Origin of the sequence: Sinorhizobium psoraleae (assembly GCF_013283645.1) — a bacterium.
Classification (GTDB): Bacteria; Pseudomonadota; Alphaproteobacteria; order Rhizobiales; family Rhizobiaceae; genus Sinorhizobium; species Sinorhizobium psoraleae.
On sequence record NZ_JABEKV010000001.1, the window covers coordinates 1,706,875 to 1,732,198 of the forward strand.

At 64.0% G+C, this 25,324-nt stretch carries 27 protein-coding genes; 14 read left to right on the forward strand and 13 right to left on the reverse strand.

Annotation, left to right across the window (positions count from 1 at the left end):
- Nucleotides 1–26: 26 nt before the first annotated feature.
- The 3 genes from ILFOPFJJ_RS07975 to ILFOPFJJ_RS07985 form a co-directional block, all read right to left on the reverse strand.
- Nucleotides 27–659, reverse strand: a complete 633-nt coding sequence (locus tag ILFOPFJJ_RS07975; protein ID WP_173509976.1) for a Vgb family protein — start codon at nucleotides 657–659, stop codon at nucleotides 27–29.
- Nucleotides 660–763: 104 nt separating this feature from the next.
- Nucleotides 764–1,135 carry a nuclear transport factor 2 family protein gene (locus ILFOPFJJ_RS07980; protein ID WP_173509977.1) on the reverse strand — a complete coding sequence of 124 codons (372 nt, stop codon included), beginning with the start codon at nucleotides 1,133–1,135 and terminating at the stop codon, nucleotides 764–766.
- A 120-nt stretch (nucleotides 1,136–1,255) separates the two neighbouring features.
- On the reverse strand, nucleotides 1,256–2,476 hold the full coding sequence (locus ILFOPFJJ_RS07985; protein ID WP_173509978.1) for a helix-turn-helix domain-containing protein: 1,221 nt from the start codon (nucleotides 2,474–2,476) through the stop codon (nucleotides 1,256–1,258).
- A 116-nt stretch (nucleotides 2,477–2,592) separates the two neighbouring features.
- Here ILFOPFJJ_RS07985 and ILFOPFJJ_RS07990 point away from each other — a divergent pair, with 116 nt between their 5' ends.
- Both ILFOPFJJ_RS07990 and ILFOPFJJ_RS07995 read left to right on the forward strand, forming a co-directional pair.
- Nucleotides 2,593–3,384 carry a DUF899 domain-containing protein gene (locus ILFOPFJJ_RS07990; RefSeq protein WP_173509979.1) on the forward strand — a complete coding sequence of 264 codons (792 nt, stop codon included), beginning with the start codon at nucleotides 2,593–2,595 and terminating at the stop codon, nucleotides 3,382–3,384.
- 6 nt (nucleotides 3,385–3,390) lie between these two features.
- Nucleotides 3,391–3,720 carry a hypothetical protein gene (locus ILFOPFJJ_RS07995; protein ID WP_173509980.1) on the forward strand — a complete coding sequence of 110 codons (330 nt, stop codon included), beginning with the start codon at nucleotides 3,391–3,393 and terminating at the stop codon, nucleotides 3,718–3,720.
- A gap of 286 nt (nucleotides 3,721–4,006) precedes the next feature.
- On the opposite strand, the gene ILFOPFJJ_RS08000 is transcribed toward ILFOPFJJ_RS07995, so the two are convergent.
- A complete protein-coding gene (locus tag ILFOPFJJ_RS08000) occupies nucleotides 4,007–6,220 on the reverse strand; it encodes an adenylate/guanylate cyclase domain-containing protein (protein WP_173509981.1) in 2,214 nt (737 codons plus the stop codon).
- A 326-nt stretch (nucleotides 6,221–6,546) separates the two neighbouring features.
- Nucleotides 6,547–6,894: a low affinity iron permease family protein gene (locus ILFOPFJJ_RS08005; RefSeq protein WP_376741387.1), complete on the reverse strand. Its 348-nt coding sequence runs from the start codon at nucleotides 6,892–6,894 to the stop codon at nucleotides 6,547–6,549.
- A 591-nt stretch (nucleotides 6,895–7,485) separates the two neighbouring features.
- Here ILFOPFJJ_RS08005 and ILFOPFJJ_RS08010 point away from each other — a divergent pair.
- Complete coding sequence (locus ILFOPFJJ_RS08010; protein WP_173509982.1) at nucleotides 7,486–7,695, forward strand: hypothetical protein; 210 nt, start codon at nucleotides 7,486–7,488, stop codon at nucleotides 7,693–7,695.
- Nucleotides 7,696–7,832: 137 nt separating this feature from the next.
- Here ILFOPFJJ_RS08010 and ILFOPFJJ_RS08015 read toward each other — a convergent pair whose 3' ends face one another.
- Nucleotides 7,833–8,309: a VOC family protein gene (locus ILFOPFJJ_RS08015; protein WP_173509983.1), complete on the reverse strand. Its 477-nt coding sequence runs from the start codon at nucleotides 8,307–8,309 to the stop codon at nucleotides 7,833–7,835.
- Between the two features lie 99 nt (nucleotides 8,310–8,408).
- Nucleotides 8,409–9,299 (reverse strand): sigma-70 family RNA polymerase sigma factor, encoded by an 891-nt coding sequence (locus tag ILFOPFJJ_RS08020; RefSeq protein WP_173509984.1) that lies wholly within the window; start codon nucleotides 9,297–9,299, stop codon nucleotides 8,409–8,411.
- Nucleotides 9,300–9,417: 118 nt separating this feature from the next.
- On the opposite strand from ILFOPFJJ_RS08020, the gene ILFOPFJJ_RS08025 reads away from it, so the two are divergent.
- The 3 genes from ILFOPFJJ_RS08025 (at nucleotide 9,418) to ILFOPFJJ_RS08035 (ending at nucleotide 11,180) form a co-directional block, all read left to right on the forward strand.
- The gene (locus ILFOPFJJ_RS08025) at nucleotides 9,418–9,879 is read left to right on the forward strand and encodes a carboxymuconolactone decarboxylase family protein (protein WP_173509985.1); all 462 of its coding nucleotides are present in this window, start codon (nucleotides 9,418–9,420) and stop codon (nucleotides 9,877–9,879) included.
- Between the two features lie 256 nt (nucleotides 9,880–10,135).
- Nucleotides 10,136–10,609 (forward strand): nuclear transport factor 2 family protein, encoded by a 474-nt coding sequence (locus ILFOPFJJ_RS08030; protein WP_173509986.1) that lies wholly within the window; start codon nucleotides 10,136–10,138, stop codon nucleotides 10,607–10,609.
- A gap of 4 nt (nucleotides 10,610–10,613) precedes the next feature.
- Complete coding sequence (locus tag ILFOPFJJ_RS08035; protein WP_173509987.1) at nucleotides 10,614–11,180, forward strand: TetR/AcrR family transcriptional regulator; 567 nt, start codon at nucleotides 10,614–10,616, stop codon at nucleotides 11,178–11,180.
- A gap of 196 nt (nucleotides 11,181–11,376) precedes the next feature.
- Here ILFOPFJJ_RS08035 and ILFOPFJJ_RS08040 read toward each other — a convergent pair whose 3' ends face one another.
- Nucleotides 11,377–12,006, reverse strand: a complete 630-nt coding sequence (locus ILFOPFJJ_RS08040) for an FMN-binding negative transcriptional regulator (RefSeq protein ID WP_173509988.1) — start codon at nucleotides 12,004–12,006, stop codon at nucleotides 11,377–11,379.
- Between the two features lie 192 nt (nucleotides 12,007–12,198).
- Between ILFOPFJJ_RS08040 and pdxR the strand changes: the two genes are divergently transcribed.
- A complete protein-coding gene (pdxR, locus tag ILFOPFJJ_RS08045; protein ID WP_173509989.1) occupies nucleotides 12,199–13,653 on the forward strand; it encodes a MocR-like pyridoxine biosynthesis transcription factor PdxR in 1,455 nt (484 codons plus the stop codon).
- A 21-nt stretch (nucleotides 13,654–13,674) separates the two neighbouring features.
- Here the strand turns inward: pdxR and ILFOPFJJ_RS08050 are convergent, their stop codons facing one another.
- The 5 genes from ILFOPFJJ_RS08050 to ILFOPFJJ_RS08070 all read right to left on the reverse strand — a co-directional run bounded on the left by ILFOPFJJ_RS08050 (nucleotide 13,675) and on the right by ILFOPFJJ_RS08070 (nucleotide 17,304).
- Nucleotides 13,675–14,319 carry a CDP-alcohol phosphatidyltransferase family protein gene (locus tag ILFOPFJJ_RS08050; RefSeq protein ID WP_173509990.1) on the reverse strand — a complete coding sequence of 215 codons (645 nt, stop codon included), beginning with the start codon at nucleotides 14,317–14,319 and terminating at the stop codon, nucleotides 13,675–13,677.
- The gene (locus ILFOPFJJ_RS08055; protein ID WP_173509991.1) at nucleotides 14,316–14,711 is read right to left on the reverse strand and encodes a hypothetical protein; all 396 of its coding nucleotides are present in this window, start codon (nucleotides 14,709–14,711) and stop codon (nucleotides 14,316–14,318) included. The genes ILFOPFJJ_RS08050 and ILFOPFJJ_RS08055 overlap by 4 nt, the downstream gene beginning before the upstream one ends.
- Entirely contained in the window at nucleotides 14,708–15,658 is a 951-nt protein-coding gene (locus ILFOPFJJ_RS08060; RefSeq protein ID WP_173509992.1) for a phosphatidate cytidylyltransferase, read from the reverse strand. The genes ILFOPFJJ_RS08055 and ILFOPFJJ_RS08060 overlap by 4 nt, the downstream gene beginning before the upstream one ends.
- Nucleotides 15,655–16,299 (reverse strand): lysophospholipid acyltransferase family protein, encoded by a 645-nt coding sequence (locus tag ILFOPFJJ_RS08065; RefSeq protein WP_173509993.1) that lies wholly within the window; start codon nucleotides 16,297–16,299, stop codon nucleotides 15,655–15,657. The genes ILFOPFJJ_RS08060 and ILFOPFJJ_RS08065 overlap by 4 nt, the downstream gene beginning before the upstream one ends.
- A gap of 312 nt (nucleotides 16,300–16,611) precedes the next feature.
- Complete coding sequence (locus tag ILFOPFJJ_RS08070) at nucleotides 16,612–17,304, reverse strand: adenylate/guanylate cyclase domain-containing protein (RefSeq protein WP_376741388.1); 693 nt, start codon at nucleotides 17,302–17,304, stop codon at nucleotides 16,612–16,614.
- 278 nt (nucleotides 17,305–17,582) lie between these two features.
- Between ILFOPFJJ_RS08070 and ILFOPFJJ_RS08075 the strand changes: the two genes are divergently transcribed.
- The 7 genes from ILFOPFJJ_RS08075 to ILFOPFJJ_RS08105 all read left to right on the forward strand — a co-directional run bounded on the left by ILFOPFJJ_RS08075 (nucleotide 17,583) and on the right by ILFOPFJJ_RS08105 (nucleotide 25,319).
- Nucleotides 17,583–18,362, forward strand: a complete 780-nt coding sequence (locus ILFOPFJJ_RS08075; RefSeq protein ID WP_173509995.1) for an SDR family NAD(P)-dependent oxidoreductase — start codon at nucleotides 17,583–17,585, stop codon at nucleotides 18,360–18,362.
- 176 nt (nucleotides 18,363–18,538) lie between these two features.
- A complete protein-coding gene (locus ILFOPFJJ_RS08080; RefSeq protein ID WP_173509996.1) occupies nucleotides 18,539–19,459 on the forward strand; it encodes a ketopantoate reductase family protein in 921 nt (306 codons plus the stop codon).
- A 705-nt stretch (nucleotides 19,460–20,164) separates the two neighbouring features.
- Nucleotides 20,165–21,271, forward strand: a complete 1,107-nt coding sequence (locus ILFOPFJJ_RS08085) for an endonuclease/exonuclease/phosphatase family protein (RefSeq protein ID WP_173509997.1) — start codon at nucleotides 20,165–20,167, stop codon at nucleotides 21,269–21,271.
- Between the two features lie 2 nt (nucleotides 21,272–21,273).
- A complete protein-coding gene (locus ILFOPFJJ_RS08090) occupies nucleotides 21,274–22,023 on the forward strand; it encodes an NUDIX hydrolase (protein WP_173509998.1) in 750 nt (249 codons plus the stop codon).
- Nucleotides 22,024–22,076: 53 nt separating this feature from the next.
- Nucleotides 22,077–22,880: an alpha/beta hydrolase gene (locus ILFOPFJJ_RS08095; protein ID WP_173509999.1), complete on the forward strand. Its 804-nt coding sequence runs from the start codon at nucleotides 22,077–22,079 to the stop codon at nucleotides 22,878–22,880.
- Nucleotides 22,881–22,990: 110 nt separating this feature from the next.
- Nucleotides 22,991–24,721 (forward strand): adenylate/guanylate cyclase domain-containing protein, encoded by a 1,731-nt coding sequence (locus ILFOPFJJ_RS08100; protein ID WP_173510000.1) that lies wholly within the window; start codon nucleotides 22,991–22,993, stop codon nucleotides 24,719–24,721.
- A gap of 169 nt (nucleotides 24,722–24,890) precedes the next feature.
- Nucleotides 24,891–25,319, forward strand: a complete 429-nt coding sequence (locus ILFOPFJJ_RS08105) for a GFA family protein (RefSeq protein ID WP_173510001.1) — start codon at nucleotides 24,891–24,893, stop codon at nucleotides 25,317–25,319.
- Nucleotides 25,320–25,324: the final 5 nt, after the last annotated feature.

Sequence of the window (25,324 nt, forward strand, 5' to 3'; positions counted from 1 at the left end):
GCGGGCTCGGGGCGGATCGCCAAACCCTACCTCGGGCGACGGACGGCTCTCACCTTGCCGGCGCTTCCGCCGCCGCAGAAGAAGCGGTCGCCGCCATCGGACTCGAGCCCAGACACGCCCATGCCAGGCGGCATATCGACCCTCTCCAGGATGTCTCCCGTTTCGGGGTCGATGCGCCTGACATCGCTCTCGTCGCCTTCCCAGGTGCCGTGCCAGAGTTCGCCGTCGATCCAGGTGACGCCGGTGACGACGCGGTTGGACTCGATGGTGCGGAGGACCTTGCCCGTTTCGGGATCGACCTGATGGATCTTGCGGTCTCGGTACTGGCCGACCCAGAGCGTGCCTTCGGCCCAGGCGAGGCCCGAGTCGCCGCCGTTGCCGGGCGCAGGGATGGTGGCGAGCACGCGGCCGGTCTTCGGGTCGATCTTCTGGATGCGATCCTCGGCGATCTGGAACAGGTGCCGCCCGTCGAAGGCCGTTCCCGCATGCGCGGCGACGTCGATCGAGCGCGTGAGTTCCCCGTTCGCCGGATCGAAGGCGTTCAACTTGTCTCCGGATGCAAACCAAACCCGGCTGCCGTCGAAGGTGACGCCATGCACGTTGTCGGCTCCGGGGAAGGGGCCGTATTCACAGAGAATTTCGGCGGCAGATCGTTTCATGCTTTTCCTCCTGAGACATGATTTTCTGCAGCGCGGCACAAAGCTCGCCGCAGCATCTGGCTTGCTGCAATGCGCCTATCGATCGGCAGACCAGCACCGCATTCTTATTCCACGATTTTCCAATAGGAGTCCTTGCGGATCACCTTACCGTTGCGAAACGTGTAGAAGTCACAACCCCGGACCTCCGTTCTCATCCCGTCGCGGGTCGTGCCCGTGAGGGTCCATTTCGAGATGCCGGTGTCGGTAGCCGAGTCCACAAAATGCTCATCGTTGCCGTAGTGGACATCGGGCAGGCCTTCAAAGCGTGTTGCCAGCGCTTCACGTACGTTCTCCTTGCCCTCGAAGCGAGAGCCCCAGGGCTTGCTTCCCCTCGGCATCTCCAGGACGCAATCGTCAGAAAAGCACGCCATGATGCGATCGAGATCGTGCGCATTGAAGGCCTCGCATAGCTCCTCCAGTGTTGATCGAATGTCCATCGCCCCAGCCTCCGTCCGGTCGGTCGATCTTGAACATGCAGCACCGTCGCAGCGCGCCAGCCGCGCTGCGAACTATCTGCCTTTATCCAGGTCGCATCAATCCGGTTGTGATCCTGAACCCTAGTCGCTCGGCAGCGGGCCGGGGAGTAACAAGATTGTCGGGAAACCGGTGAGCGGCGGGGTCATCCAGCGGCGCGCCGGTCCGCGGCCGAAGGATTGCACCTTGCCGGCCTCCGCAAGCTGTTCGAGCGCCCGCTGCACTGTGCGGGGGCTCGCGCCGAGTGCGATCGCCAGCGCCGAGCTCGACCAGGATTCGCCGTCGGCAAGGAAGGCGAGCACCGCGGCGTGCCGTTCCTCGACGGGCGGCGCAAGCACCACGACTTCGCCTGCGCGGCGCGGCACCAGCGCAAAGCCATTCTTTGTCGCGCTCACGTCCGCCAGCGCCCGAAGCTCCGCGCGGAGCCGTCCGATCTCCACCCTGAGCCGCGCGCGATGCGATTCATCGGCGTGTTTCGCCCGGAAGGCGCGGGAAAGGAGCGTGCTCCTCGATACGTCTCCCGGCCAGGCTTCGGCGAGCGCCCGCGCCAGCGCGAACAGGATCGGGCGGGTCGCGAGCGAGACCACCTGTCTCTCGTCGCGCACGACATTGCGGCAGGCGTCGACGACAAGTGCGCCGGACGCGAAGAGCGCCTCGACCTCCTCGAGCAGGAGCGTGCGTTCCTCGCCACGCGCGATCAGCCGCGCCGCCGGCGTCTTGAGCACGAGCGCTGCGTTTTCGACCTCCGCCGTCAGCGCCGGGATATCCGCCTTGCGCGCGGCCTCGGCGGCGCGGCTGAGCGCGGCATGCGCCGTCTTCGTCTGCAAGCGCCGAGCGGCGATGCCAGCGACCGCGAGTTCATGGGCGGCGCGCGCGGCCGGTGGAAGCGGCGAGGGATCGAGAGCGGAGAGCATGCGCTCGGCCTCGTCGAGGCGGCCGATCAAAAGCAGGCGGCGCACTTCAACGTTTCGTGCATGCGCGGCGTTCACGCGGTCGCCATGTGCTTCGAGCGTCGCGCGCGCTGCGTCGAGCGCCTTCGCGGGCCAGCTGAGATCGCGCGAGACGAGGGCGATCTCGGCCTCGGCGACGACGCATCGTGCGCGCGCCACCGCCTCTCTGCGGCCGAAGGCGCGCGCGGCACTTTTCAGCAGCGCCTTAGCGCGCACGAGATCGCCGAGCTGCGCCATGGCAATGCCCCGGAGCGCGAGCGCAGGCGCGTCGTCACGGAGCGCAACCCGCTTCAATGCGCCGAGGGGATCACCCGCCGCGAGTGCATGCGCCGCGGCGGTGATCAGCGAGTCCATCGGAATCCCGTCACACTTGTCACTCTCACCATTCGATACCCGGTCGTAATCTATCTCCCGACCAACAAGCAACACGTCGCACCGAAAACGGGACGGCGCCAGACAGGAGAAGAATGATGACGGAACATCTGACCGGGACGCGCGACGAGTGGCTTGCGGCACGGCTCGATCTGCTCGAGGACGAGAAGGAGCTGACGCGGCGCAGCGACGCGTTGGCGCTCAGGCGCCAGGCGCTGCCCTGGGTCCGGATCGACAAGGACTACCGGTTCGAGACCGAGGAAGGAAGCGCATCGCTCAAAGACCTCTTCGGAGGCCGCTCGCAGCTTCTCGTCTACCATTTCATGTTCGGCCCCGACTACACGGCCGGTTGCCCGTCCTGCTCTTCGATCGCGGATGGGTTCAACGGCATCGTCGTCCATCTTCAGAACCACGATGTCGCCTTCTCGGCGATCTCGCGAGCGCCGCTCGCAAAGCTGCAGGCATTCAAGCGGCGGATGGGGTGGAGCTTTCCCTGGGCCTCTTCGAACGACGGCGACTTCAACCGAGACTTCAGCGTCTGGTTCACCGAGGAAGAGCAGCGCAAGGGCGGCATAGAATACAACTTCCGCCGCGAGCCGCCGGCGCCGGAGCCGCTTGCCGGAAAGACCGTTCAGGAATGGCGCGGCGACGAGGGACCGGTCGCCCAAATCGCGGCAATGACCGGCACCGACGTTCCCACCTATACGCGTGACCGGCCGGGCGTGAGTGCCTTCGTGCTCGACGAAGGCGTCGTCTATCATACCTATTCCAGCTATGCGCGCGGACTGGACGGCCTATGGGGCATGTACCAATGGCTCGACCGTGCGCCTTTCGGGCGCAACGAGCACGGTGTCTGGTGGCGCCATCACGACGCCTACGGGCGGAGCTGACGCCCGATGTTGCGCCCCTCGACCAGCCCGAAGAGGACGCCGGCCGCAGGCAGCGGATCGGCCGGCGTTCCAGGCGGTAGCACCGCCACTTTCGGCGCCGCCGACTGGCTGTCCTTCGCGGCCGCGCCGACCTTCGCAACCATGGCGCTGCTGACCGGCGTTCTTGGCCCGGAGGATATGCTCTGCTCGTCCGCGCCGGATGCGTCGCCCTTGACCGGAATGGTGCCGATGTACCTGCTGATGAGCGTCTTTCATCTGGCGCCCTGGCTGAGGCTGGTCTCCAAAGCGCGGCGCCCCGGTCCCGCAATGTCTGCAAATAGAAAAGCAGGAGGCTGAACATCAGCACCAGGGCGTTTCGCATGCGGAATGGCTGAAGACGCCACCAGACTCCGTCATTCCTGTGCTTGTCACAGGATTCCAGCAGCGTCCAAGTCCTTGGGCGCGGGAGACTCCATCGGACCGGCAGCACGAGCGGTCTGGTATAGCCCGGCACCTCCTCCGCCGCGTCTCAACAGTGGAAACGTCATTCACGGGCCGACGCGCCGTGGCTGGATACCTGTGACAGGCACAGGGATGAGGGCGTGCCTGTTGGCTACCGTGTTCCCCTTAAATCGCCTGGTGTTCACCGCTCCAGCGAGAAGAACTTCAGCGCCTGCGGGGTGACGTGGATGTAGTCCTTGTCGGTCTGCTCGCCCGTGGTGTTGCGATAGACATAGCCGCAGACCATGCGGTCGAGGAAATAGCCGCCGATCTTTTCGCAGAGCTGGTCGTCCCGGATTTCCGCCATGCCGGTGATGCTGGTGTTGGCGGTGCGATAGGCAGTGTTGCCGGCCGTGTCGAAGGCCTGGAGGAATTCGGTGCCGTTCTTGTGTTTGCCGATCCAGGTCTTGTCATCGATGAGGCCGGCGAGATCCGCCTCGGAGAGGCGGTCGGCCGCCGCCCCGGCAAAGCCGAAGGGCCACTCCGGCACGCCCGCCGCTTTCAGACCGGCGAGGTGGTAGGCCAGATCCTCCTTGCCCCAATAATCATAGAGATAGCTGTAGTAGGTGAAATTGGCCTCCGGAAAGAGCGCCTTCAGCTTTCCGACCTCCGCGGCCGCGCGCGCCGCGTCGCCACGACGGGCATAGGCGGCGGCGAGATATTCGCGGGCGGGTTCGGCGTCGGGCAGCGCGTCGCGCGCCGCTTCGATCAGGGGGATGGCGCGGTCGTTGTCGCGGGCGGTGTAGAAGACGATGCCGGCGAGCAGCTGGAAGCTCGGCGGCGGCGAGGGGTCGAGCCGCAACGCGCGCTGCATTTCCGCGATCGCCTCCTGATGGCTGCCGGTATGCGCCAGGATCAGCGCCAGGTGGCCGTAGGCCTCCGCGTCGCTCGGCTGGGCGGCGACGGCGCGATGGGCGGAATCGAGCGCTTCAGTGTCACGGCCGTCGACGAGCTGCAAAAGCGCGAGCACAGTGTGGGCGCGGGCATTGTTGGGGTCGATCTTCAGCGCCTCGCCGGCGGCGTCGTAGGCGATCTTGCGGGCGACGGCGGCGGACCAGAGGAAGTTGTAATCGTTGCGCCAGACATCGACCGCGACCCGGGCGATGCCGGCATGGGCGTCGGCGAAACGCGGGTCGAGATCGATCGCCTTCTGGTAGAAGGAGAGGGTGCGGCGATAGGTGTTGACGTCGCTATAGATCAGGCCCTCCTGCTCGGCCCGGAGATAATTGTCGTAGGCCTCCAGATTGTCGGTCGGTATGCGGGAGAGCCGGTCCTGCTCGCTCTGGCTGAGTTTGACCTCGAGGGCCGACGTGATCTTGCCGATGACATCGTCCTGGACGGCGAAGAGATCCCTGTACTGGCGGTCGTAGCGCTCGGCCCAGAGGGAGTGGCCAGTCATCGCGTCGATCAGCTTGACATTGATGCGCAGCCGCGAATCCGCGCGCTGCAGCGAGCCTTCGAGCACGTAATGGACGCCGAGTTCGGAGGCGACGTCCTGGGCCGTGGCCTCGGAGCTGCGCATGGCGAGGACGGAGTGGCGGGCGATGACGAAGAGGCCGGAAACCTTCGAGAGCTCGGTGATGAGATCGTCGGTCAGGCCCCGCGCCAGATGGTCCTGCGTCTGGTCGCCGCTGACATTGATGAAGGGCAGCACGGCGACGGAGGGCTTGTCCGGCAGGGGATAGGCGATGCGCCGGGGAGGCGGCTCCGGCCAGACAAGCGTCCAGGGCTGCCACCAGAGCACGGCTCCGGCCAGTATCGCCGCAACGGCCGCGGCGACCGCTGCGGCGAGCCCGGTGCCGCGGGTCCTGGGTGCGGCGACAGTCTTGCCGGCCGCTGCCGGATCGAGCACGACGCGATAGACGCGCACCGGCTCGGGAATGTTCTTCACCTTCTGCTCGCCGAGCGAGACGAAGCCGACGGCAAGCTTCGTCCTCAACTGGTCATAGGCAGAGCCGGAAATCGCGATGCCGCCCGGTTCCGCGAGCGCCTCCAGCCGGGCAGCGATGTTGACGCCGTCGCCGTGGATATCGTCGCCCTCGACGATGACGTCACCCAGGTTGATGCCGATGCGGAATTCGAACCGTTGCTCGCGCGATGCGTCGGCATTGCGCCGAGCCTTCTCCCGCTGCACGCCCACCGCGCAGCGAAGCGCATCGACGACGCTATGGAACTCGACGAGCAGGCCGTCGCCCATGGTCTTGACCAGGCGCCCATGATGCTCGGCGATCTGCGGCTCGAAGATCTCGGACAGATCCGTGTGGAAACGGATGCGCGTGTCCTCCTCGTCGATCCGGCTCAGACGGCTGTAACCGACGACGTCGGCAATGAGGATGGCTGCGAGATGGCGCTCCATGCCCGGTCTTCCATGCGCGGCTTTCCCGCAATGCGTGCGTATGCTCCGCCGATTTCCTCGGCATGATAAATCATGCTGTAATTCAAAGTGTTACAGTGACCCCTGCGCGTCTGAAAACACGCGCATCGCTGGTCAGAAGGGACGTGGGCTGGAAACGACTCCACATCTTGCGCGACAGCTTACAGCAGGTGCTTCTCCGATGCCATTAGAACGGCAGACCGCAAGCGGGAGGCGCCGCCGGCGGCATTCATCCGTTGCTGCTGCGCCTGCATGTTTCCTTGAATCAGGGCCGATTTGAGAATTGAAACATGCAGCAATTCAAAGTGCTACAGCGGCTTTTTCGCGTCTGAAGAGACACGCGGCTCTGTCGTGGCGGACTCTTCCGCTTCAACCTTGCCGTTGATGTCCGCGCGAACTTTTTTCAGTTCCTTGCCGTCGAGCTGGTCGATGCCTATGAAGCGGTTTTCGGCACCGCTGGTGAGGATCAGTTCGTCGAGCTTGGCCTGAAGCGCCTGACCGTCGCGGTTTTGCGAGTTCTGCAGAACGAAGACCATCAGGAATGTCGTGATCGTCGTCGAGGTATTCACCGCGAGCTGCCAGTTCTGCGAAAAGTCGAATAGCGGCCCGCATAAGCCCCAGGCGACGATCGCCAGGAATGCGAGGGTGAACGTCACGGGCCGTCCGCGAGATCGGACACCTTGTTGGAAAATCGGGTGAAAATCGGTTCCATCGGATGCTCTCCTTCCGAAGGCCCCGAACGTTTCCTCGCGATCATTTGGTTCCGGCGGCGGAAAACAGTCCGACCGACACGGCTTGACGTCCCAAACGCAAAAACAGAGCCCGCTCCACAGGAACGGACTCTGAGAGAAGTTCGCGACGAAATGCCTGCCAACTTATTGGCGCTCATCCATTATCAGAAACGCCGTACCCACCCAAAAAGCATTCGGGCCAATCCGTTTAAAACCCCTCTCGCGTTCCTCGGGAATCGCCGCCATCCCAGCGAGTTCGAACTCCCAATCAGAGCTCACATGCAGGCAGCGAGCTCTGATCTAAAGGGACACTGAAATGAATTCTCTATATGAATTCTCACGGATTTGCATGCCCATATTTGCCAAATCCACCGCCCTGGTCCAGTAACTTTTAAGGGCGATTTGTAACGAAATACGATTGTTTCCCGTGTGACGACGGTCGCTCCGGAACCGCCCGGAAATCCGAAACGTTGTGACTGTAAAGCCGGTCCAATCGAAAACGGAAGGAGGGCGGAAATGGCCCACCGCGACGCAAATCCGACGTATCACACCGAAAGGGTGAAAGGCGAGCTGAACGCGCTCATCGAGCACCTGCGCGAGGACATTACCAAGGTCGACGATCCGCAGTTCAAGGCGATGTTCGAGACCTCGGCAGAGGTCCTCGGCGGGCTGGTGAAGGCCTTCACCCACTACGAACAAAAGAGCGAGGCGGCCTGGAAGCCGTGACGGTTGTCCTCAAGGCCGCGACGCAGTCTCGTACAGAGTGGCTAGAGCGGCTCACGTGGGTTCGCGCCGCCGCTCTACCTGTTTGTTTTTGCAGCATTCGTGCAACGTCAGGTGATTCCACCTGACTGCAAAATGCTCTAGCCGTTGAAGGCGCGTTCCAGCGTTGCAACGTCGAGCTTGACCATGGTGAGCATGGCTTCCGTCGCGCGCTTGGCGCGTTCGCGGTCGCGGTTCGCAACCATCTCGCCCAGCACGCGCGGCACGATCTGCCATGATAGGCCCCAGCGATCCTTCAGCCAGCCGCATTGTTCCGGCTCGCCGCCGTTGTCGATAAAGGCGTCCCAGACGCGGTCGATCTCCTGCTGGTTGTCGCATTCGACCTGGATCGAGAACGAATGGTTGAAGGAATCGAGCGGGCCGGCTTGCAGCGCCGTGAAGTTCTGGCCGCAGAGCTTGAACTCGATGATCGAGACGCTGCCGGGAGGGCCGCTCGGCGTCTCGGCCGGGACGATCGTTTCTCGGCCGATAGAGGAGTTGGGGACGACCGATACATAGAATTCGACGGCCTCACGCGCGTTTTCGGCGAACCATAGGTTAGAGATGACCCTGGACATGGGAAAAGCCTCCTGTTGAACCGGTATCCGGTGCTACATAGGACGCTTCCCCTTCGCCGCTACCGACAGCGGGGCCGCGATTTTTTTTGACCTGCCCGATTACTGCCCTTCCGCTTTTGTGCCAAGCACCGCGAGGTCGAGCCGATCGAGCCGTTCCGGATCGGCAAGAGCATCGATCGCGACGATCCTGCCCTCGCGGATCGTGATCGCCAGGACGACCCGCAACTGGCCGCCGGGGGCGACGAGCAGCCCGATCGCGCCGTCGACCAGCGCCGGCTGCGCTCCCTGGGCGCGGCCCTTGAATGTTTCGGCGACGGCCGCCGCGCCGCGGATCTCGGCGCGGACGCCGAGCCGGGCTGCGACCGGGTCCGCCCGGAACACCACGTCGGGGGCAAGCACTTTCAACAGCGCATCGAAATCGCCGGCGCGCGAGGCGGCGAGGAAGGCATCCACCACGCTCCGCTGGCGGGCGATATCCGGCTTCGCGCCGGTATCGGCACCCTGGACGCGGCGGCGGGCGCGGCTTGCGAGCTGGCGGGCAGCCGTCGGCGTGCGCTCGACGATCGGCGCGATCTCGTCGAAGGAGAGATCGAACATGTCATGGAGCACGAAGGCGATGCGCTCGGAGGGCGTCAGGCGGTTCAGGACCACGAGCAGCGCCAGTCCGACGGAATCCGCAAGCAGTGCCTCCTGCTCCGGGTCCGGGCCTTCCGTGCGACGGGCGGCGGGCGAGGGCGCCTGGGCTTCCAGAGGCTCCTCGCGCCGGGCTTTTCGCGTGCGCAGCATGTCGAGGCAGACCCGCGCCACCACCGTCGTCAGCCAGCCGCCGAGATTTTCGACTTCACCCGCATCCGTGCGGCTGAGGCGCAGCCAGGCTTCCTGCACGGCGTCCTCGGCTTCCGTCTTCGAGCCGAGCATGCGGTAGGCGACGGCGCTCAGGCGCCGCCTGTTGCCTTCGAACTGCTCGGCCAGAAATTTTTTCTCATCCATCGGTCACATTCCTCCGCTCGGCTCCGTCATGGGCATGACGAACGAAACCCGGCCGATGTGACAGGAGATCGGCCGGGTTGCCGTCGAATTTGGCCAACACATCCGAAGGAGATGCACGATGCAAGCCAGAATGAACAACATCGCCATGATCGCACCCGAAGCCATGCACGCGCTGCAGGCGCTTGGTGCTTCGGCGGAGAAGAGCGGCGTGCCGGAACTCACGGTCGGCCTTGTCCACCTGCGCGCCAGCCAGATCAACGGCTGCAGCGTCTGCGTCGACATGCATCCGCGGCTGATGAGGAAGGCCGGCGAAAGCGACAAGCGCATCATGGCGGTCTCCGCCTGGCGCGACGCGCCCTATTTCACCGATGCCGAGCGGGCCGCACTGGCGCTGACCGAGGCGGTGACGCGGCTTGCCGACCGGGCGGACCCGGTGCCGGACGAGATCTGGGACGAGGCGGCGAAACACTATGACGAACAGGCGCTCGCCGCGCTCATCATCCAGATTTCGCTCATCAACACCTGGAACCGCTTCAACGTCGCGACCCGGCAGGTGGCGGGCCAGTGGGACTGGAGCTGAGGGCGAGCGGACGCCGTTCTCAAGCTGTTGCAGCGACATCGGCGCGTCTGACTAGGCACCCCTGTGCTTGTCACAGGGGTGAGAGCCACGGCGCGTCGGCGCCGCGAATGACCCGTTTTCGACATTTGCAGCTTTGTCAAATTCGCACGGTAACGAGGAATCCGAACCATTCGGCATTGACGTCCTTACGCGCCGATTGTACTGATTGACACAGAGTTTACCGAACAGTACAGTCGACCAACGAAGGAGATTGAAGATGTCCGAACAACGCCCGCCGCTGCCGCCCTTCACCCGTGAGACGGCGATACAAAAAGTGCGTGCCGCAGAAGACGGCTGGAACAGCTGCGATCCGGAAAGGGTGTCGCGTGCCTATACGGTCGACAGCCGGTGGCGTAACCGCGCCGAATTTGTGAGAGGCCGCGGGGCGATCGTCGCTTTCCTGACGCGCAAGTGGAACAAGGAGCTCGAATATCGCCTGATCAAGGAGCTGTGGGCGCATGACGGCAACCGCATTGCGGTCCGCTTCGCCTATGAATATCGCGACGACTCCGGCAATTGGTATCGCGCCTATGGCAACGAGAACTGGGAGTTCGACGAGAACGGCCTGATGCACACGCGTCATGCCAGCATCAACGACATGCCGATCAAGGAAGCGGACCGGAAGTTCTTCTGGGAGAGGTCCGCGCCGCGGCCGGCGGATCACCCCGGCCTTTCGGAACTCGGATTGTAATATCATGGCAAAGATCGTCGCGGAGCGCTCGGACGTCATCCCTGTGCTCGCCGAGATTTTTCGGGAACACGGCTTCGAAGGCGCGAGCCTTTCGGTCATCAGCGCCAAGACCGGGCTCGGCAAGGGCAGCCTCTACCACTTCTTCCCGGGAGGGAAGGAGGAGATGGCGACGACCGTGCTCCGCGAGATCGATCAATGGTTCGATGATCACGTCTATGCGCCGCTTCGGCAAGCCGAGGATCCGCGCGAGGCGATCGGCGCCATGTGCCGGTCGGTGGCGGACTATTTCCGCTCCGGCCGCCGTGTGTGCCTCGTCGGCGCCTTCGCGCTCGACAATATCCGCGACCGCTTCGCCGATCAGGTGCGCGACTATTTCGCCGGGTGGCGGGCGGCACTCGCCACGGCCCTGGAGAAGACCGGCAACGACCCGGCCTCGGCGCGCGAGCTTGCCGAGGAGGCGGTGATCGCCATCCAGGGCGCGCTGGTTCTCGGCCGCGCACTCGACGATCCGGCGGTGTTCGAGCGGGCGCTGGCGCGGGTCGAAGCGCGCCTGCTGGCAGGCAAGGATTGATCGGAGGTTCCGATGACGGGCTGCTTCGATAGCGGCGGCTGCCGCACGGCGCTTGCTCCCTGACGGCTGCGCGAGACGCTGTAGCGGCCTGAACTCCGTCCCTGCAGCGCCGCGCGTTCAACCGGACGCGCAAAGGTCGCTGTAGCACTTTGAAATCGCTGCATGATTTTGTCCTGATCGAGTCCGATCTAAGGAATCATGCAGTGACGGGAATGAGCGTGGCAGCGGTACGATCCGAGGGGCGATCACTGGCGGCAAGACCGGACGCAACGCCGGCCCGGTCCGCTGCATTGCGGTTCTGGCTCATCTTCCGCTTACCCTCCAACCGGGTAATCGGCATGCGAAGTCCGACGATCCCTCTGAGCTGTGCCCTGATGAAATCTTCGGGCGCATCGCCGACCGCCCACGGATCCGCGCGCGGCTCTTCGTGCAGTCTGGTGAGACGTGTGACGACGTCGAGAAGCCTTTCGTCGTCCTCGAAGAATTCCGCAGGACCGTAGGCGTGGACGGCAAGATAGTTCCAGGTGGGAACGACCTTGCCGGTCTCGTGCTTCGTCGCGTACCAGCTCGGCGTGATATAGGCGTCCGGTCCCATGAACAGGGCCATTGTTTCCCCGATCGCGGCAAGCTTCCACTGCGGGTTCGCCCGCGCAAGGTGACCGTAGAGCGTTCCGTACGGCCCTTCCGTCGGGTCGAGAAACAGCGGAAGCGGGGTTGCGACCGGACCCTCATCCGTGGCCGTCACGACGTTGCAGAGACGCGCGGCCCGAATGGTTTCGTGGAGAGCAGACAGTTCGTCTTCGCGGAAGGCCGGGGGAATGTACATCTGATACCTTTCCAGCGCCCCACGTCATGTCAAACGCGCAAAAGGTCGCTGTAACGCTTTGAATTGCCGCATGTTCTCGTCTTTGAATCGCTACGATTCAAGGAAACAGCAGCAGGCGGATTTGAGGTGAAAGTGCCATCAGACTGGCCTATTGTGGACTGCCAGTTTCTGCATTTAACATTGGACCAGTTGATGGCGAAATCCGAGAAGGCACCGACCGTCCTGAAGCGCATTTGCGATGCCATCAAGGGCCAGATCAGGGACGCGACGTTCCGCCCGGGCGACAGGTTGCCGTCCACGCGCGGCCTTGCCGCCGAGTGGGGCGTCTCGCGGACGACCGTGACGGCGGCCTATGAGCAGCTTGCCGCCGAAGGCTATCTCGAAACCCATCAGGGGGCGCCCGCAAGGGTCGCGAAGAACGTCGATCTCGATGTCACCGCTCGTCCGCCCGTCGATGAAACCCCGCGGCATCCCGGTCTTTCGGATTACGGCCTCAGGATCATGCGTCTGCCCGCCGCCACCCGGCCCGCGTCGGACCGGCTGGCCATCGACTTCCGCTACGGCGATCTGTCTTCGTCCGACTTTCCGAGCCAGGCCTGGAAGAAGGCAGTGAACGCCGTGCTCATGCGGCGGCCGACGCGTCTTCGCTATGCGGATCCGGCTGGCGCGCCCGCGCTGCGGGCGGCCTTGCAAGGCTATCTCTGGAGAGCGCGCGGTCTCCGGTGCCAGCCCGACCAGATCATCGTCGTAAACGGATCGCAGCAGGGCCTCGATCTCTGTGCCCGACTGTTTGTCAATCCGCGGGACAGGGTTGTCGCGGAGAATCCATGCTATCGCGCGGCCTGCCACGTCTTCATCGGGGCCGGTGCGGAACTGGTTCCGCTCGATGTCGACAACGAGGGCATGCGAACCGACGGGCTGGGCGAGGGGCGGCTGGCCTATGTAACGCCTTCACACCAGTTTCCACTCGGAATTGTCATGTCGGTCGGCCGCCGGAAAGAGCTTCTGGCGTGGGCGCAACGCCGAAACGCCTACGTCATCGAGGACGACTACGACGGTGAGTATCGGTACGATATTGCGCCCATACCCGCCCTGCAGACGTTGGACAGCGCCGATCGCGTCATCTATCTCGGAACCGTTTCGAAGACGCTTTCGCCGACGCTGCGCCTCGGTTACCTCGTCGTGCCCATGGCTCTTCGCATCCCCTTTGCCACCGCCAAGCGATTGACCGACAGGCATACGCCGACCGCGGAGCAGGAGGCTCTGGCCGCGCTCATCGAAAGCGGCGCATACGAACGGCATGTGCGGCGCGTGCGCCGCCGCAACGGGGAAAGAAGGGCGACCCTGCTGTCCGCCCTGAAGCGGGCCTTCGCGGACCGGATACGGATCATGGGCGCGGACGCCGGGCTGCATGTCGTCGTGTGGCTGAACGACCTGGCGAGGGAACGGGAGCAATTGCTGGTCGAGCGCGGGCTTGCCTGCGGGCTGGGTCTCCACCCGATCGGCCCCTTATTCGCCGCCTCGGACGGTCCCGGCACTGCCGGCCTGGTGCTGGGTTATGCCAGCCTGGAGTTACCGGAAATAGAGGAGGGGGTGCGGCGCCTCAAGCGCGTAGTCGACGAACTGCATCCTGCGTTGTCGTCGTGACGCCCCGATCTCAATGCGGTACTAACCGACCTCTCTCAGGCGCCGAACCAATGTCCGTCCGCGACGGATCGCGGTCAGTGCCGCACCGAGGGCGACCGCCCAAAGCGCGATCGTCAGCACCTCATTGTGGCCCTGCCACAGGGGCTCGAGCGAGGAGATCACCGCGGCGGCGGTGACCGTTGCCATGCGGTGCTGCTTCGCCATCGGCCCGGAGAAGTCGCTCGGGATTCCGGTGGCGCGGCCGAGCTCGCGGACATAGGCGGTCAGGATGGCGAAGGCGGCGGCGGCCCAGCCGAGGCCGGGTGTGCCGATGCCATAGCCGATGCCGGCGAGGATCAGGAGGTCGGCGACGCGATCCGGAAACTCGTTCCAGAAGGGACCGTCCGGCTCGCCCTTGCCGGCCTCGACGGCGACCATGCCGTCGAAGAGGTTGCAGAGCAGCCGGAGCTGGCAGAACAGTGCCGCCGAGAGCAGGCAGACGATCCTCATCCCGCCCGCGCCCTGGCCCGCCAGGAAGAACGCGCCGCCGGCGAGAGCCGCGGCCACCATGCTGCCTTTGGAGATCTGGTTGGGGGTGATCGTCCGCGACGCCATCCATCGGGCAATCGCGCCCGCCCAGCGGGTATTGCGGCTTGCGAGAGGCCGCCGATCGCCTGTCTCAGTCATGATCCAACGCCTCTTTCCCGGGAAATCGAATAAGCATAGGTCCACGCATAGGTCGTCGAGACCAGGAGCGGAACCGCGACGGTCTTGAGTATTTCGGGCGTTCCGCCGAGCGCGTGGAGCGACACCAACAGGCCCGCCGAGCCGAGGCAGGCGATCAGCGGCGGTGCCCAGAAACGCGCGGCACTGCTGAAGCGCCTCGAAAGCGCGTCGATCACGGACTTGAGGAAAAGCGTGAGACCGGCCGAGAGCGCGCCCTGCAGGAGCCCGGAATAGAGCGGCTGCGGCATGGCATGACCGCTGTTGGCGAAGACGGCCCATCCGCCCATGGCCAGAAAGGCGAAGAGCACATGCACCGTGCCGCTTCCCGCCCAGTCCCGCAACACGGATTTCATGAGAGCGACCACCAATAGCGCACGATATGGAAGAAGATCGGCGCCGAGAAGACGACGGAATCCAGCCTGTCGATCAGCCCGCCATGGCCGTCGATCAGATTGCCCCAGTCCTTGACGCCGCGATCCCGCTTGATCGCCGACATCACCAGCCCTCCAAGGAACCCCATGAGGGTGATGATGAACGACAGGAGGCCCGCCTGGAGCGGCGTGAACGGGGTGATCCACCATAGCGCGGCCCCGATCAGCGTGGCGCTGGCAACGCCGCCGACAAAGCCCTCGACCGTTTTCGACGGCGAAAGCTTCGGGGCGATCTTCGTGCGGCCGAAGAGCTTGCCCCAGACATATTGCAGCACATCGCTCAGCTGCACGACGATCACCAGGAAGGCGATCAGCAGCACGTTGCGCCCTTCGTAGCCCGGTATGTCGAGGGTCAGCAGCGCCGGCACATGCGAGACGCAGAAGACGCAGATCATCAGCGCCCATTGCACCTCGGCGATGCGGAGCAGGAAGCGCTCTGTGTCGCCCCGGAGCACCGAGATGATCGGCATCAGCAGGAAGGCGTAGACGGGAATGAAAATCGAGAAGATGCCGTATTCCTCAGCCCAGAGCAGGTAATACTGGATCGGCAGGACGAGGAAGAAGGCAGAGGCGAGCGCCCAGTGATCGGCGCGCCGGGTGTAGATGAGCGTGATGAATTCCCTCAGCGCCGCAAAGGAGCAGAAGGCGAAGAGAACGAGGACGCCGATGCGGCCGGCGATGAAGGCTAGGCCGATCAGGATGACCATCGCCCACCATGCCCGGATGCGGGCGTTGAGGTTTTCGACCGCCGCGTTCGGCCCGTCGGCCGCGAGGCGTTGCTCAAGCATGTAGCCGATCGCCGACGCGGCGATCAGCACGCCGAAGATGCCGAGGACCAGTGTCAGGAGATCCGAGCCTGCCGCAGTCATTCGCCGCTCCCTGCCGGTTTCGGAGCGAGCGCGATCAGGGCGGCCCGCATCCGTTCGAGAAAGGCTTCCTTTTCTTCGCCGGGGTCAATGCGCAGCGCCTTGCCGAAGGTGACGGTGCAGATCAGCGGGATCGGCACGATCTCGCCCTTCGGCATGACGCGGTTGAGATTATTGATCCACACCGGCACGAGCTCGACCTCCGGGCGCTCGGTGACCAGATGGAAGATGCCGCTCTTGAAGGGCAGCAGCCTTTCGTCGGTCTGGTTTCGCGTACCCTCGGGAAAGACGATCAGTGACGAGCCGGCGTCGATCGCCGAGGCCATCAGCGCGATCGGGTCCTCGGTTCGCTTTTCCCGATCGCGCTCGATCAGCACCGCATTGAAGACGTCGCGTCCGATGAAGGCGTCGGTGTGAGATTTCAGCCAGTATTCAGCGCCGGCCACCGGGCGGGTGCGATGCCTCAGCCTCGGCGGCAGCACGGCCCAGACCAGCACGAAATCTCCGTGGCTCGAATGGTTGGCAAAATAGATGCAGGGTTTGGCCGGCAATCCCTCTTCCGGCCATATGGCGCGAACCGCGGTTATCGCGCGGGCAAACAGAACGAAGGCAGCCGCAGCGACCTTCGCAACCAAAGCCTTCATCCGGATTCAACCCCCGCCGGCCCCCATGACGTTCATGAAACTGTAGCACGGCGGCGGCGGCAGGGAAGATGCCTTGTTTGGTGCAAAGCGGAAGGGCCGCGAGGGTGCCCGCCGAGCGCTGCGCATGTTACTTCACGGCGATCGAAGAACTTTGACGAAGCCGACCAGGATGCTAAACACGGAAGGAACAAGGACGAGGAAGAACGGTCCCTGCGCCGGCTTCGCGCCGGAAACCGCCGCGGCGCGCTTCAGTCTGTAATTGCCGGCGTCGACGCATGACAGACATTCGCCGGAGGCTCCCCGGCGTTCGACTCAGATTGCGTAAAGCTCAACCGGCTTATCGAAGCCTTTCAGGCGGTATTCACGGCCTTCGCTTTCAGCCGTTTGGTTCTTCGCCCGCTCGCAAACGGCCCTGGTGACGAGAATCCGCCCCGCTTCGGCCGCTGACTGGGCGCGAGCGGCAGTGTTCACCACCGTTCCAATCGCAGTCAGGTCGCGATGCGATCGGCCGAACTCTCCGAAGCTGGCCTCGCCGGAGTCGATGCCGATGCCAACGCCGAGTTCGCTTTCGCGCAGGCCGGCACCCTCAGCCAGGTGACGTTCACGACGCAATTGGCAGCGGCGCTGGATTTCCCGCGCAGCGAGAACGGCACGTTCGGCGTGGTCCTGATGGGGGATCGGAAAGTTGAATATCGCCATGATCGCATCCCCGACCGTCTTGTTGAGAAGGCCGTCGAATTCCCAAATGGCCGTGGCACATTCGTCGTAGAAATCATCCAGCAGCGACGAGACGGCATCTGCCGAGTAGGACTGCGAAAGCGTCGTATAGCCCCTCAGGTCTGCAAAAAGCACAGACACGTCAACAGTGATCTTGCGGGCTTTCATCACGCGCGTGAACATGAGCTCGCAGATCGTGCAGGTGTTCGGATTCATCCGGCTCGGGCGGATACCAAAGGCGCGGAAGGGAATGGAGGCCGGTCCGCGCAGAGGCACGGGGATACGCATCTGCTCCCAGCAGCCCTTGCAAATCCTCGATTGAGAAAACGACATCTTGTCGCCCGCCCCATTTTGCGTCGCTAGGCGATTCTACCACATCTGAGTACGCAACCAATGGCCGGTCGGTGGAAACGCCGATCCGGCCTCGTCCTGTGCTCGTCACAGGAAACCAGCCGCGGCGCGTGCGCGCGGTGCTATAGTCCGAGTGGGAATTCAAGAATGAACAGGTGTTACCGCCGCCGGCGCTGCGCGCCCGACGCGGCCGATCAAGCGGAGGAGGGGCGAACGTGGGAAACGAACTCAAGCATGCGCCGGATTTCAGCCTGGCGGGCAAGGTGACATTCGTTACCGGCGCATCGCGCGGGATCGGCCGCGCCTGCGCCCTTGCGTGCGCCGCTGCCGGATCGGACATCGTGCTCGGCCTGCGCGACATTGCGGCGTCGACGGGACTGATCGCGGAAATCAGGGACATGGGCCGGAAGATCCTTCCCGTCAAGCTCGACCTTTCGAAGCGCGCCGATATCGAGGCCTCGGTCGCCGAGGCGGTCGCGACGTTTACGCGGATCGACGTGCTCGTCAACAATGTCGGGGTCGCGCCCGGCAATCTGGCGGAGGATGTCGTTGAGGCCGATCTCGACGAAATCCTGAACGTCAACGTCAAGGGCACGTTCCTGATGACGCAGACCGTCGGCCGGCAGATGATTGCGCAAAAGGCGGGCCGCATCATCAACATCAGCTCGCAGGCGGGCACGGTGACGCTTCGCGGCGAGGCGATCTACTGCATGAGCAAGGCGGCGATCAACCACCTCTCCCGTTGCCTCGCCGCCGAATGGGCCCGCCACGGCATTACCGTCAACACCGTTGCCCCGACCTTCATCTGGACAGACGGGACGAAGCCAGCGCTTTCCGACAAGGACTTCCACGAGCAGACGGTCGCGCATATTCCCTTGGGTCGCATCGGCGACACGGACGATGTCGTCGGCGCCGTCGTCTTCCTGGCCTCGCCGGCAGCATCGCTGATCACCGGACTGAACCTGCTCGTCGACGGAGGCTGGTCCGTCGCCTGAGGAGAGCGCAGGCGGGGCAGCTGAGGCGGGCGATGGCCAAAGCATTCTTTGGCCGTGCCGCGGCAGGGCGAAACTGATATCTTGCGCTTTCGGCCGCTCCGGCGCCGCGCGTTTTTCTTGAGCGCGCAAAGGTCGCTGCAGCCGTTTGATTGGCAGCAGCGCGAGGAGGAAAGGCCATGCGGATCGCGGTGATGGGCTCGGGCGGCATCGGTGGCTATATCGGCCTCAGGCTCGCGAAAGCGGGCGAAGACGTTACTTTTATCGCACGCGGCGAGCACCTTTATGCGATGCGCAGCAACGGTCTCAGGCTCGAAAGCCCGCTCGGCGACGTCAGCCTGCCGAATGTCAACGCCACGGACGATCCCGCCGAAGCCGGAACCGTCGATCTCGTGATTTTCGCGGTGAAGCTGTACGACAGCGAGGAGGCGGCCGCCGCCATCCTCCCGATGGTCGGCCCGAAGACGACGGTCCTGACGTTGCAGAACGGCGTCGATGGCGTCGATCTCCTGGCGCGTTCCGTGCCACGCTCGCAGGTCGTCGCCGGCGCCATCTACATTTCCACCTATCTCGAAGCGCCGGGGCTGATCAGGCAGACGAGCGGGATGACGCAGATGACCGTCGGCGGGCGCAACGACCCGGCGATCGCCGCCTTCCGCGATGCCTGCGCGCTGGCCGAGGGCATCTCCCTCCAGGCGGTCGACGACGTCGATCCGGTGCTGTGGATGAAGTTCGTGACGCTCGCCGCCTTTTCCGGCGGCACCAGCCTGATGCGCTCGGGCATCGGGGCGATTATTGCGGACCCGGAAGGCCGGATCTTCATGGAGCAATTGCGGGACGAGGGCATGGCGATCGCCGCCGCCAAGGGCCACCCGATGCCGGACGGCTATGTGCAGCAGACGACATCGCTCTGGCAAATGGTGCCGCCCGAGACGCAATCCTCCATGGCCAACGATCTTCAGCGCGGCAAGCGGCTCGAACTCGAATGGCTGTCGGGACGCATGCACTCCTTCGGAAAGGAACTCGAAGTGCCGACCCCGGCCCACACGGCGGTCTATCGGGCGCTTCATCTCTACGCGGACGGGGCTCCGGCGCGGTGAGGGGCTCTATCGCGCGATCTCCCAATGACGCCGCACGGCTTCGGGTTCCACAGTACACGACAGAAGCGTAGTGGCATTGGCGGATTCTTTTTCTCCCTCATTCCTGTGCTTGTCACAGGAATCCAGCAGCGCCGCGTCCGCGGCGCGGAAGAGTCTTTTTCAGCCCAAGGACTTGGGCTGACTGGATTCCTGTGACGAGCACAGGAATGAGGGCAGGAGGAGATGCGTTATCGTACCGTGACCAATGAGGCCGCACGTCTTCGGACCCCACAGTACACGACAGAAGCGTAGTGGTATTGGCGGATACTCTTTCTCCCTCATTCCTGTGCTTGTCACAGGAATCGAGCAGCGCCGCGTCCGCGGCGCGGAAGAGTCTTTTCAGCCCAAGGACTTGGGCTGGCTGGATTCCTGTGACAAGCACAGGAATGAGGCAGGGGGAGATGCGTTACCGTACCGTGACCAATGAGGCCGAAGCTGGCTTGATCGAACGCGCAAAGGTCGCTGTCGCAACTTGAATTGCTGCATGATTTTATCCTCAAATCGATTCCGATTTGAAGAATCATCTCTACAGCGCCGCGCGTCTGACAAGATGCGCAAAGGTCGCTGTAGCAACTTTGAATTGCTGCATGATTTTGTCCTCAAATCGATTCCGATTTGAAGAATCATGCAGTAAGCTCCGCGGCAATTTCTCACCGGAATTGCCCGATGTCGCTTCGCCTTGCCACCTTCAATATCGAAAACCTCATGAGCCGGTTCGATTTCTCCGGCTTTCGCAACCAGTTGAAGCAGGATCGCGTGTTGAGGCTGTTCGAGGTCCGCAGCGAGGCGGAGTATCAGCGGCTGGAGGAGGCGCGCACCATCGCGCATACGGACGACACGCGGCAGATGTCGGCGCTCGCCATCGCCGACTGCGACGCGGATATCCTCTGCCTGCAGGAGGCCGACAACATGGCGGCGCTGCAGGCCTTCGAATACGGCTATCTGTTCCGCATGGTCGGCAACGGCTACCGGCAGAAATACCTGATCGAGGGCAATGATTCGCGCGGCATCGACGTCGCCGTGCTGACGCGCGAGAAGACGCGCGACGGCCAGCCGATCGAGTGCCTCGAGGTGAAAAGCCATGCGGGGCTTACCTATGCCGACCTCGACCTTTTCAACGATGAGCTGGCGCAAACCAACCGGCCTGCCGACCGCATCTTCAAGCGCGACTGCCTGGAGCTGGATTTGAGGATCGGCGGCCGGCCGCTGACGCTTTACGTGGTGCACTTCAAGTCGATGGGGCCGGCGCGCGAAGGACTCGACGGCCGGCAGGCGACGATGCCGCTGCGCGTGGCGGAGGCGAAGGCCGTGCGCCATATCATCGAGAGCCGCTTCGGGCGGGGCCGCACGGCCGACAAGATGTTCGCGATCTGCGGCGACATGAACGATTACCAGGAGAAGGTGGCGATCCGCGGCGACCGGCGCAACGGCTATGAATTCGTGCCGAGCGAGGAGGGGACAAGCGCGCTCGACGTCTTCACCATGGACGGCTTCGTCGAAAACCCGATGCTGCGCCGGCCGGTGCTCGACCGCTGGACCCTGTTTCACAGCCGGGGGCCCGAGGAGCGGCATCTCTGCCAGCTCGACTATATCTGGCTGTCGCCGGCGCTCGCGAGCCGCAACGCAAGCCGGGTGCCGGAGATCATCCGCGCCGGCCAGCCGTTCCGGACGATCTTTCCGGCCGGGCAGGAGGTGGAGCGCTATCCGCGCACCGGCTGGGACCGGCCGAAGGCCTCCGACCATTGCCCGGTCGCGATGACACTGGATATCTGACCATGAACCTTCTTGAAAGCAACCGCGCAGAGTGGCCGGCCGAGGGCACGGTTTTCCCGGTCTCGGCTGTCCGGATCGACGTTTCCCCGGAGCCGCATCCGTTCCACCTGGCCGAGGTGGAACGCGCGCAGGAAAGCTGGCAGCGCGAGATTGCCGCAAACCCGCATCTCTTCGACGGCAGGATGGTGCTGCAGCGGGCGATCCGCATCGAGGAGGGGCGCATTGTCGCCAACGCCCATGTCGTGCCCTATTCGACCTTCCTCTGGTGGCGCAAGAGTCGCGCGCCCGGGGCCCTGCATATCTTCGCGATGCCGATGCTGCTTTCGTCCGACGGCGCGATGATCGCCATCCGCATGGGAAGCCACACGGCCAATGCCGGACGCGTCTACAGCCCCGGCGGCTCGCTGGAGCCCGAGGATATCGTCGACGGACGTTGTGATATCGACGGCAATATTGCGCGTGAGGTGCGGGAGGAGACAGGCATCGAGCTCTCCGACGCGACAGCCGAGCCCGGCTATCACGCGGTGCACATGAAGGGGACTGTCGTCGTGTTCCGCACCCACCGGCTGGCGGCGACGGCCGACGAGCTCGTTTCGCGGGTGGCCGGGCATGTCTCGACCGACCCGCATCCGGAAATCGACGAGGCCGTGGCGATCCGCGGGCCGGAGCCCGATGCGCACAACTATCCGGACTTCTTCCCGGCGATTCTTGAGTGGTATTTTGCGAAGAACGGCGGATGGGCCGATCCCTAAAACGCTCAAATTGAACTCTATGCTTTGACGAACCAGCGGTGGGGCATGCTGCCGTGAGCGCCACAAAACTCCTGCTGATCCTGCCGCTGATGGCGATCTTCGCCTATGTGTCGCTTGTTGGCTTGGTGTATTTTTCGCAGCGCGCCCTCCTGTATCCCGGCGTGAGCGCGACCCTCGCGCCAGAGCAGCCGAGTTGGGGCGAAAACGCATACATCAAGACGCCGGACGGAGAGACGCTTCATGGACTCTACAGTCAGGGCGACGCGGACAAGCCGGCCGTGCTGCTCTTCTTCGGAAACGGTGACCGGGCCGACAATTACGACTTTCTTGCACAGGCGCTGGCCGCGCGCGGCATTGGATTGCTGGCGATTTCCTATCGCGGCTATCCGGGATCGACCGGCTCCCCGAGCGAGGAGGGGCTGCTGACCGACGGCATCGCCGCGTTCGACTGGCTTTCAGGACGCTCCAGAAGCGGGATCATTGTGCTGGGCCGCTCGCTCGGCTCGGGCGTCGCCGTGAACACGGCCGCGCAGAGGCCTGCCGTCGGTGTCATCCTCGTGTCCGCATACCTCTCGGTTCTTTCGGTCGCGCAGACGCATTATCCGTTCTATCCGGTTGCGCTTCTTCTCAAGGATCCCTTCCGTTCCGACCTCATTATTGCGAAGGTGAAACAACCGAAGCTGTTCATCCACGGTCGACTTGACGGCAGCATACCGCTGTCTTCGGGCGAGGCCCTGTACCGCATCGCTCCCGAGCCGAAGCAAAAAGTGATCTACGACGGCCTGGGTCACAACGACATCTGGAACGAAAGTACGGTCGGCCATGTGATCCGCTTCGTGGAGGCGCTGAGACGATAGAGGCCGTCAGGCAGCGGCGACTGCCGGGATCTCCGATCCCACTCCGTTGCCTCTTTCGACGTCTGTGAGAGAGGGCTAAAGTACAACGTACTGCGTGTGGAGATGGCGGGATGGCGAACGAGCGTGTCGAGCGGCGACTTGCGGTTATTATGGCCACCGATATCGTCGGCTACTCGCGGCTGATGGAGGCCGACGAAACCTCCACGCTTACCGCGATGAAGCGCTTGCAAGGCTCCATAGTCGCTCCGAACATCGCCGCACGCGGCGGCCGTATCGTGAAGCTGATGGGCGACGGCTCGCTCGTCGTCTTCAACTCGGCGGTCGACGCGGTGGACTGCGCGATATCGCTTCAGGAAGAACTGGCGTCCGATCAGAAGGACGTGGCGATCGACGACCGCATCCTCTTCAGGATCGGGATCAATCTCGCCGATGTTGTCATCGAGGGGGATGACCTGTTCGGCGACGGCGTCAACGTCGCCGCTCGCCTGGAGGCAACCGCCGGGCCGGGCGGCATATGCATCGCCGATGTTGTCCATCGGCAACTCGGCGTAAAGAATTGTTCGGCCTTTTGGGACGGCGGCGAGATAGCGCTGAAGAACATCGCGCGGCCCGTGCACGTCTGGCACTGGAAGGACGCGCCGACGGTCGGGCCATCCACGTCTTCGGCGGCGCGAACGTCGATCGCCGTTCTGCCGTTCGAGAATCTCAGCGGCTCGCCGGACCAGGATTTTTTCAGCGACGGCATCACCGAGGACATCATCAGCGGCCTTGCCCGGTTTCGTTCGCTGTCCGTCGTCGCCGCCAGTTCATCCTTCAGCTTTCGCGGGAAGGATGCGGGGCTCAAGGAAATCGGCAAAAGGCTCTCCGCCACCTATCTGGTCGAGGGTAGCGTTCGACGGTCGGGTGAACGGATGCGCATCACGGCGCGGCTTATAGAGGCCGCAAGCGGAACGCACCTGTGGTCGGAACACTACGACCGCAGCGTCACCGATATTTTCGCCGTCCAGGACGAGGTGACGCGGATGATCGTCTCGACGCTCGTCGGGCAGATCGAGAGCGCCGACGTCCGGCAGGCGCTGCGCAAGCCGACGACGAGTCTTGCGGCCTACGAATTCTTCCTGCGCGGGCTGGTGCATATCCGGGGCTATGGCGCCGACGACAACGAACAGGCCCGCATGATGTTCGAGGCGGCAGTCGAACGTGACCCGCAATTCGGGCTCGCCCACGCATATCTGGCACTCGCGAGACTGGCACTTCACGGCTACGCCAATGCGCCGGCCGATATTCTGGACGCGGCTCTGGCGCTTGCTCAAAAGGCGGTGCGGCTCGATGGAGGTGACAGCGGCTGCGAGCGCTTGCTGGCCCTCATGCATTACTTCCGCCGGGATTTCGAGCTGGCGGAACGGCATTATCGCCGCGCCTATCAGTTGAACCCCAACGATGCGAACACGATGGTGCAGATGGGCGGGCTGCTCGCGCGGCGCGGCAGGCTCGAGGAGGCGATGCAGTGGATCGACGAGGGTTTGCGCCTCAATCCATTCCCGCCGCAATGGTATAGCGTAGCCCTCGGCAACACCCTCTATATACTCGGGCGATACGAAGAAGCGGCGGCGGCGCTCAAGGAGCAGCCCAATCCGGGCCAGTTCACCTGCGCACGCCTCGTTGCCTGCTACGCACAATCCGGAAACGCGGCCGCGACCGAGGAAGCGAAGGCGCGCCTTCTGAAACTCCGCCCGGATTTTTCGACGGAAGACTTCATCACGCGCGGCCTGCTCCTGGAGCGTCCCGAGCAGCGCGAGATGTTCCGGGAGGGCTTGCTGAAGGCCGGCCTGCCGGCGTGAAGCGGGCGGTCGCCAGCGCGATTCGGTTGCGTATCTGCCAGAGCCTCATGTAGCCTGCAGCGTGTTGCGTCGCGGGGGGGCGCCGTAGCACCTTGAATTACCGCATTTTTTTGTCCCTGAATCGTCGCGATTCAAGGAACAGCGTAGCGCTTACGGACAGGAGAAGGCCATGGCCGATGCGAACTCCGGCACCGCCAGGATGCTGACCGGCAGATGCCTGTGCGGGGCCGTCGAGTACCGGGTGGCGGACCGGTTCGAATATGCGATGAACTGCCATTGCTCGAACTGCCGGCGCGCCACCGGTTCGGCCTTCAAGCCGTTCGCCGGCGTCAAGCGCGGGGAACTCGGTCTCGTACGGGGCGCGGATGCGACCTTGATCTATGGCGACGAGAGCGAGGCGCATGACGTGCATTGCGCGGCTTGCGGCTCGCTGCTCTTTTCCGTCGTGCGCGAGGGAGCCTACGCGCACGTCACGCTCGGCACGCTCGTGGATGCGCCGACGATCCGCCCTTCGGCGCATATCTTCGTCGGGTCGAAGGCGGAATGGTTCCACATCACCGACGACCTGCCGCAATACGCGGAATTCCCTGACGATTGAGCCTG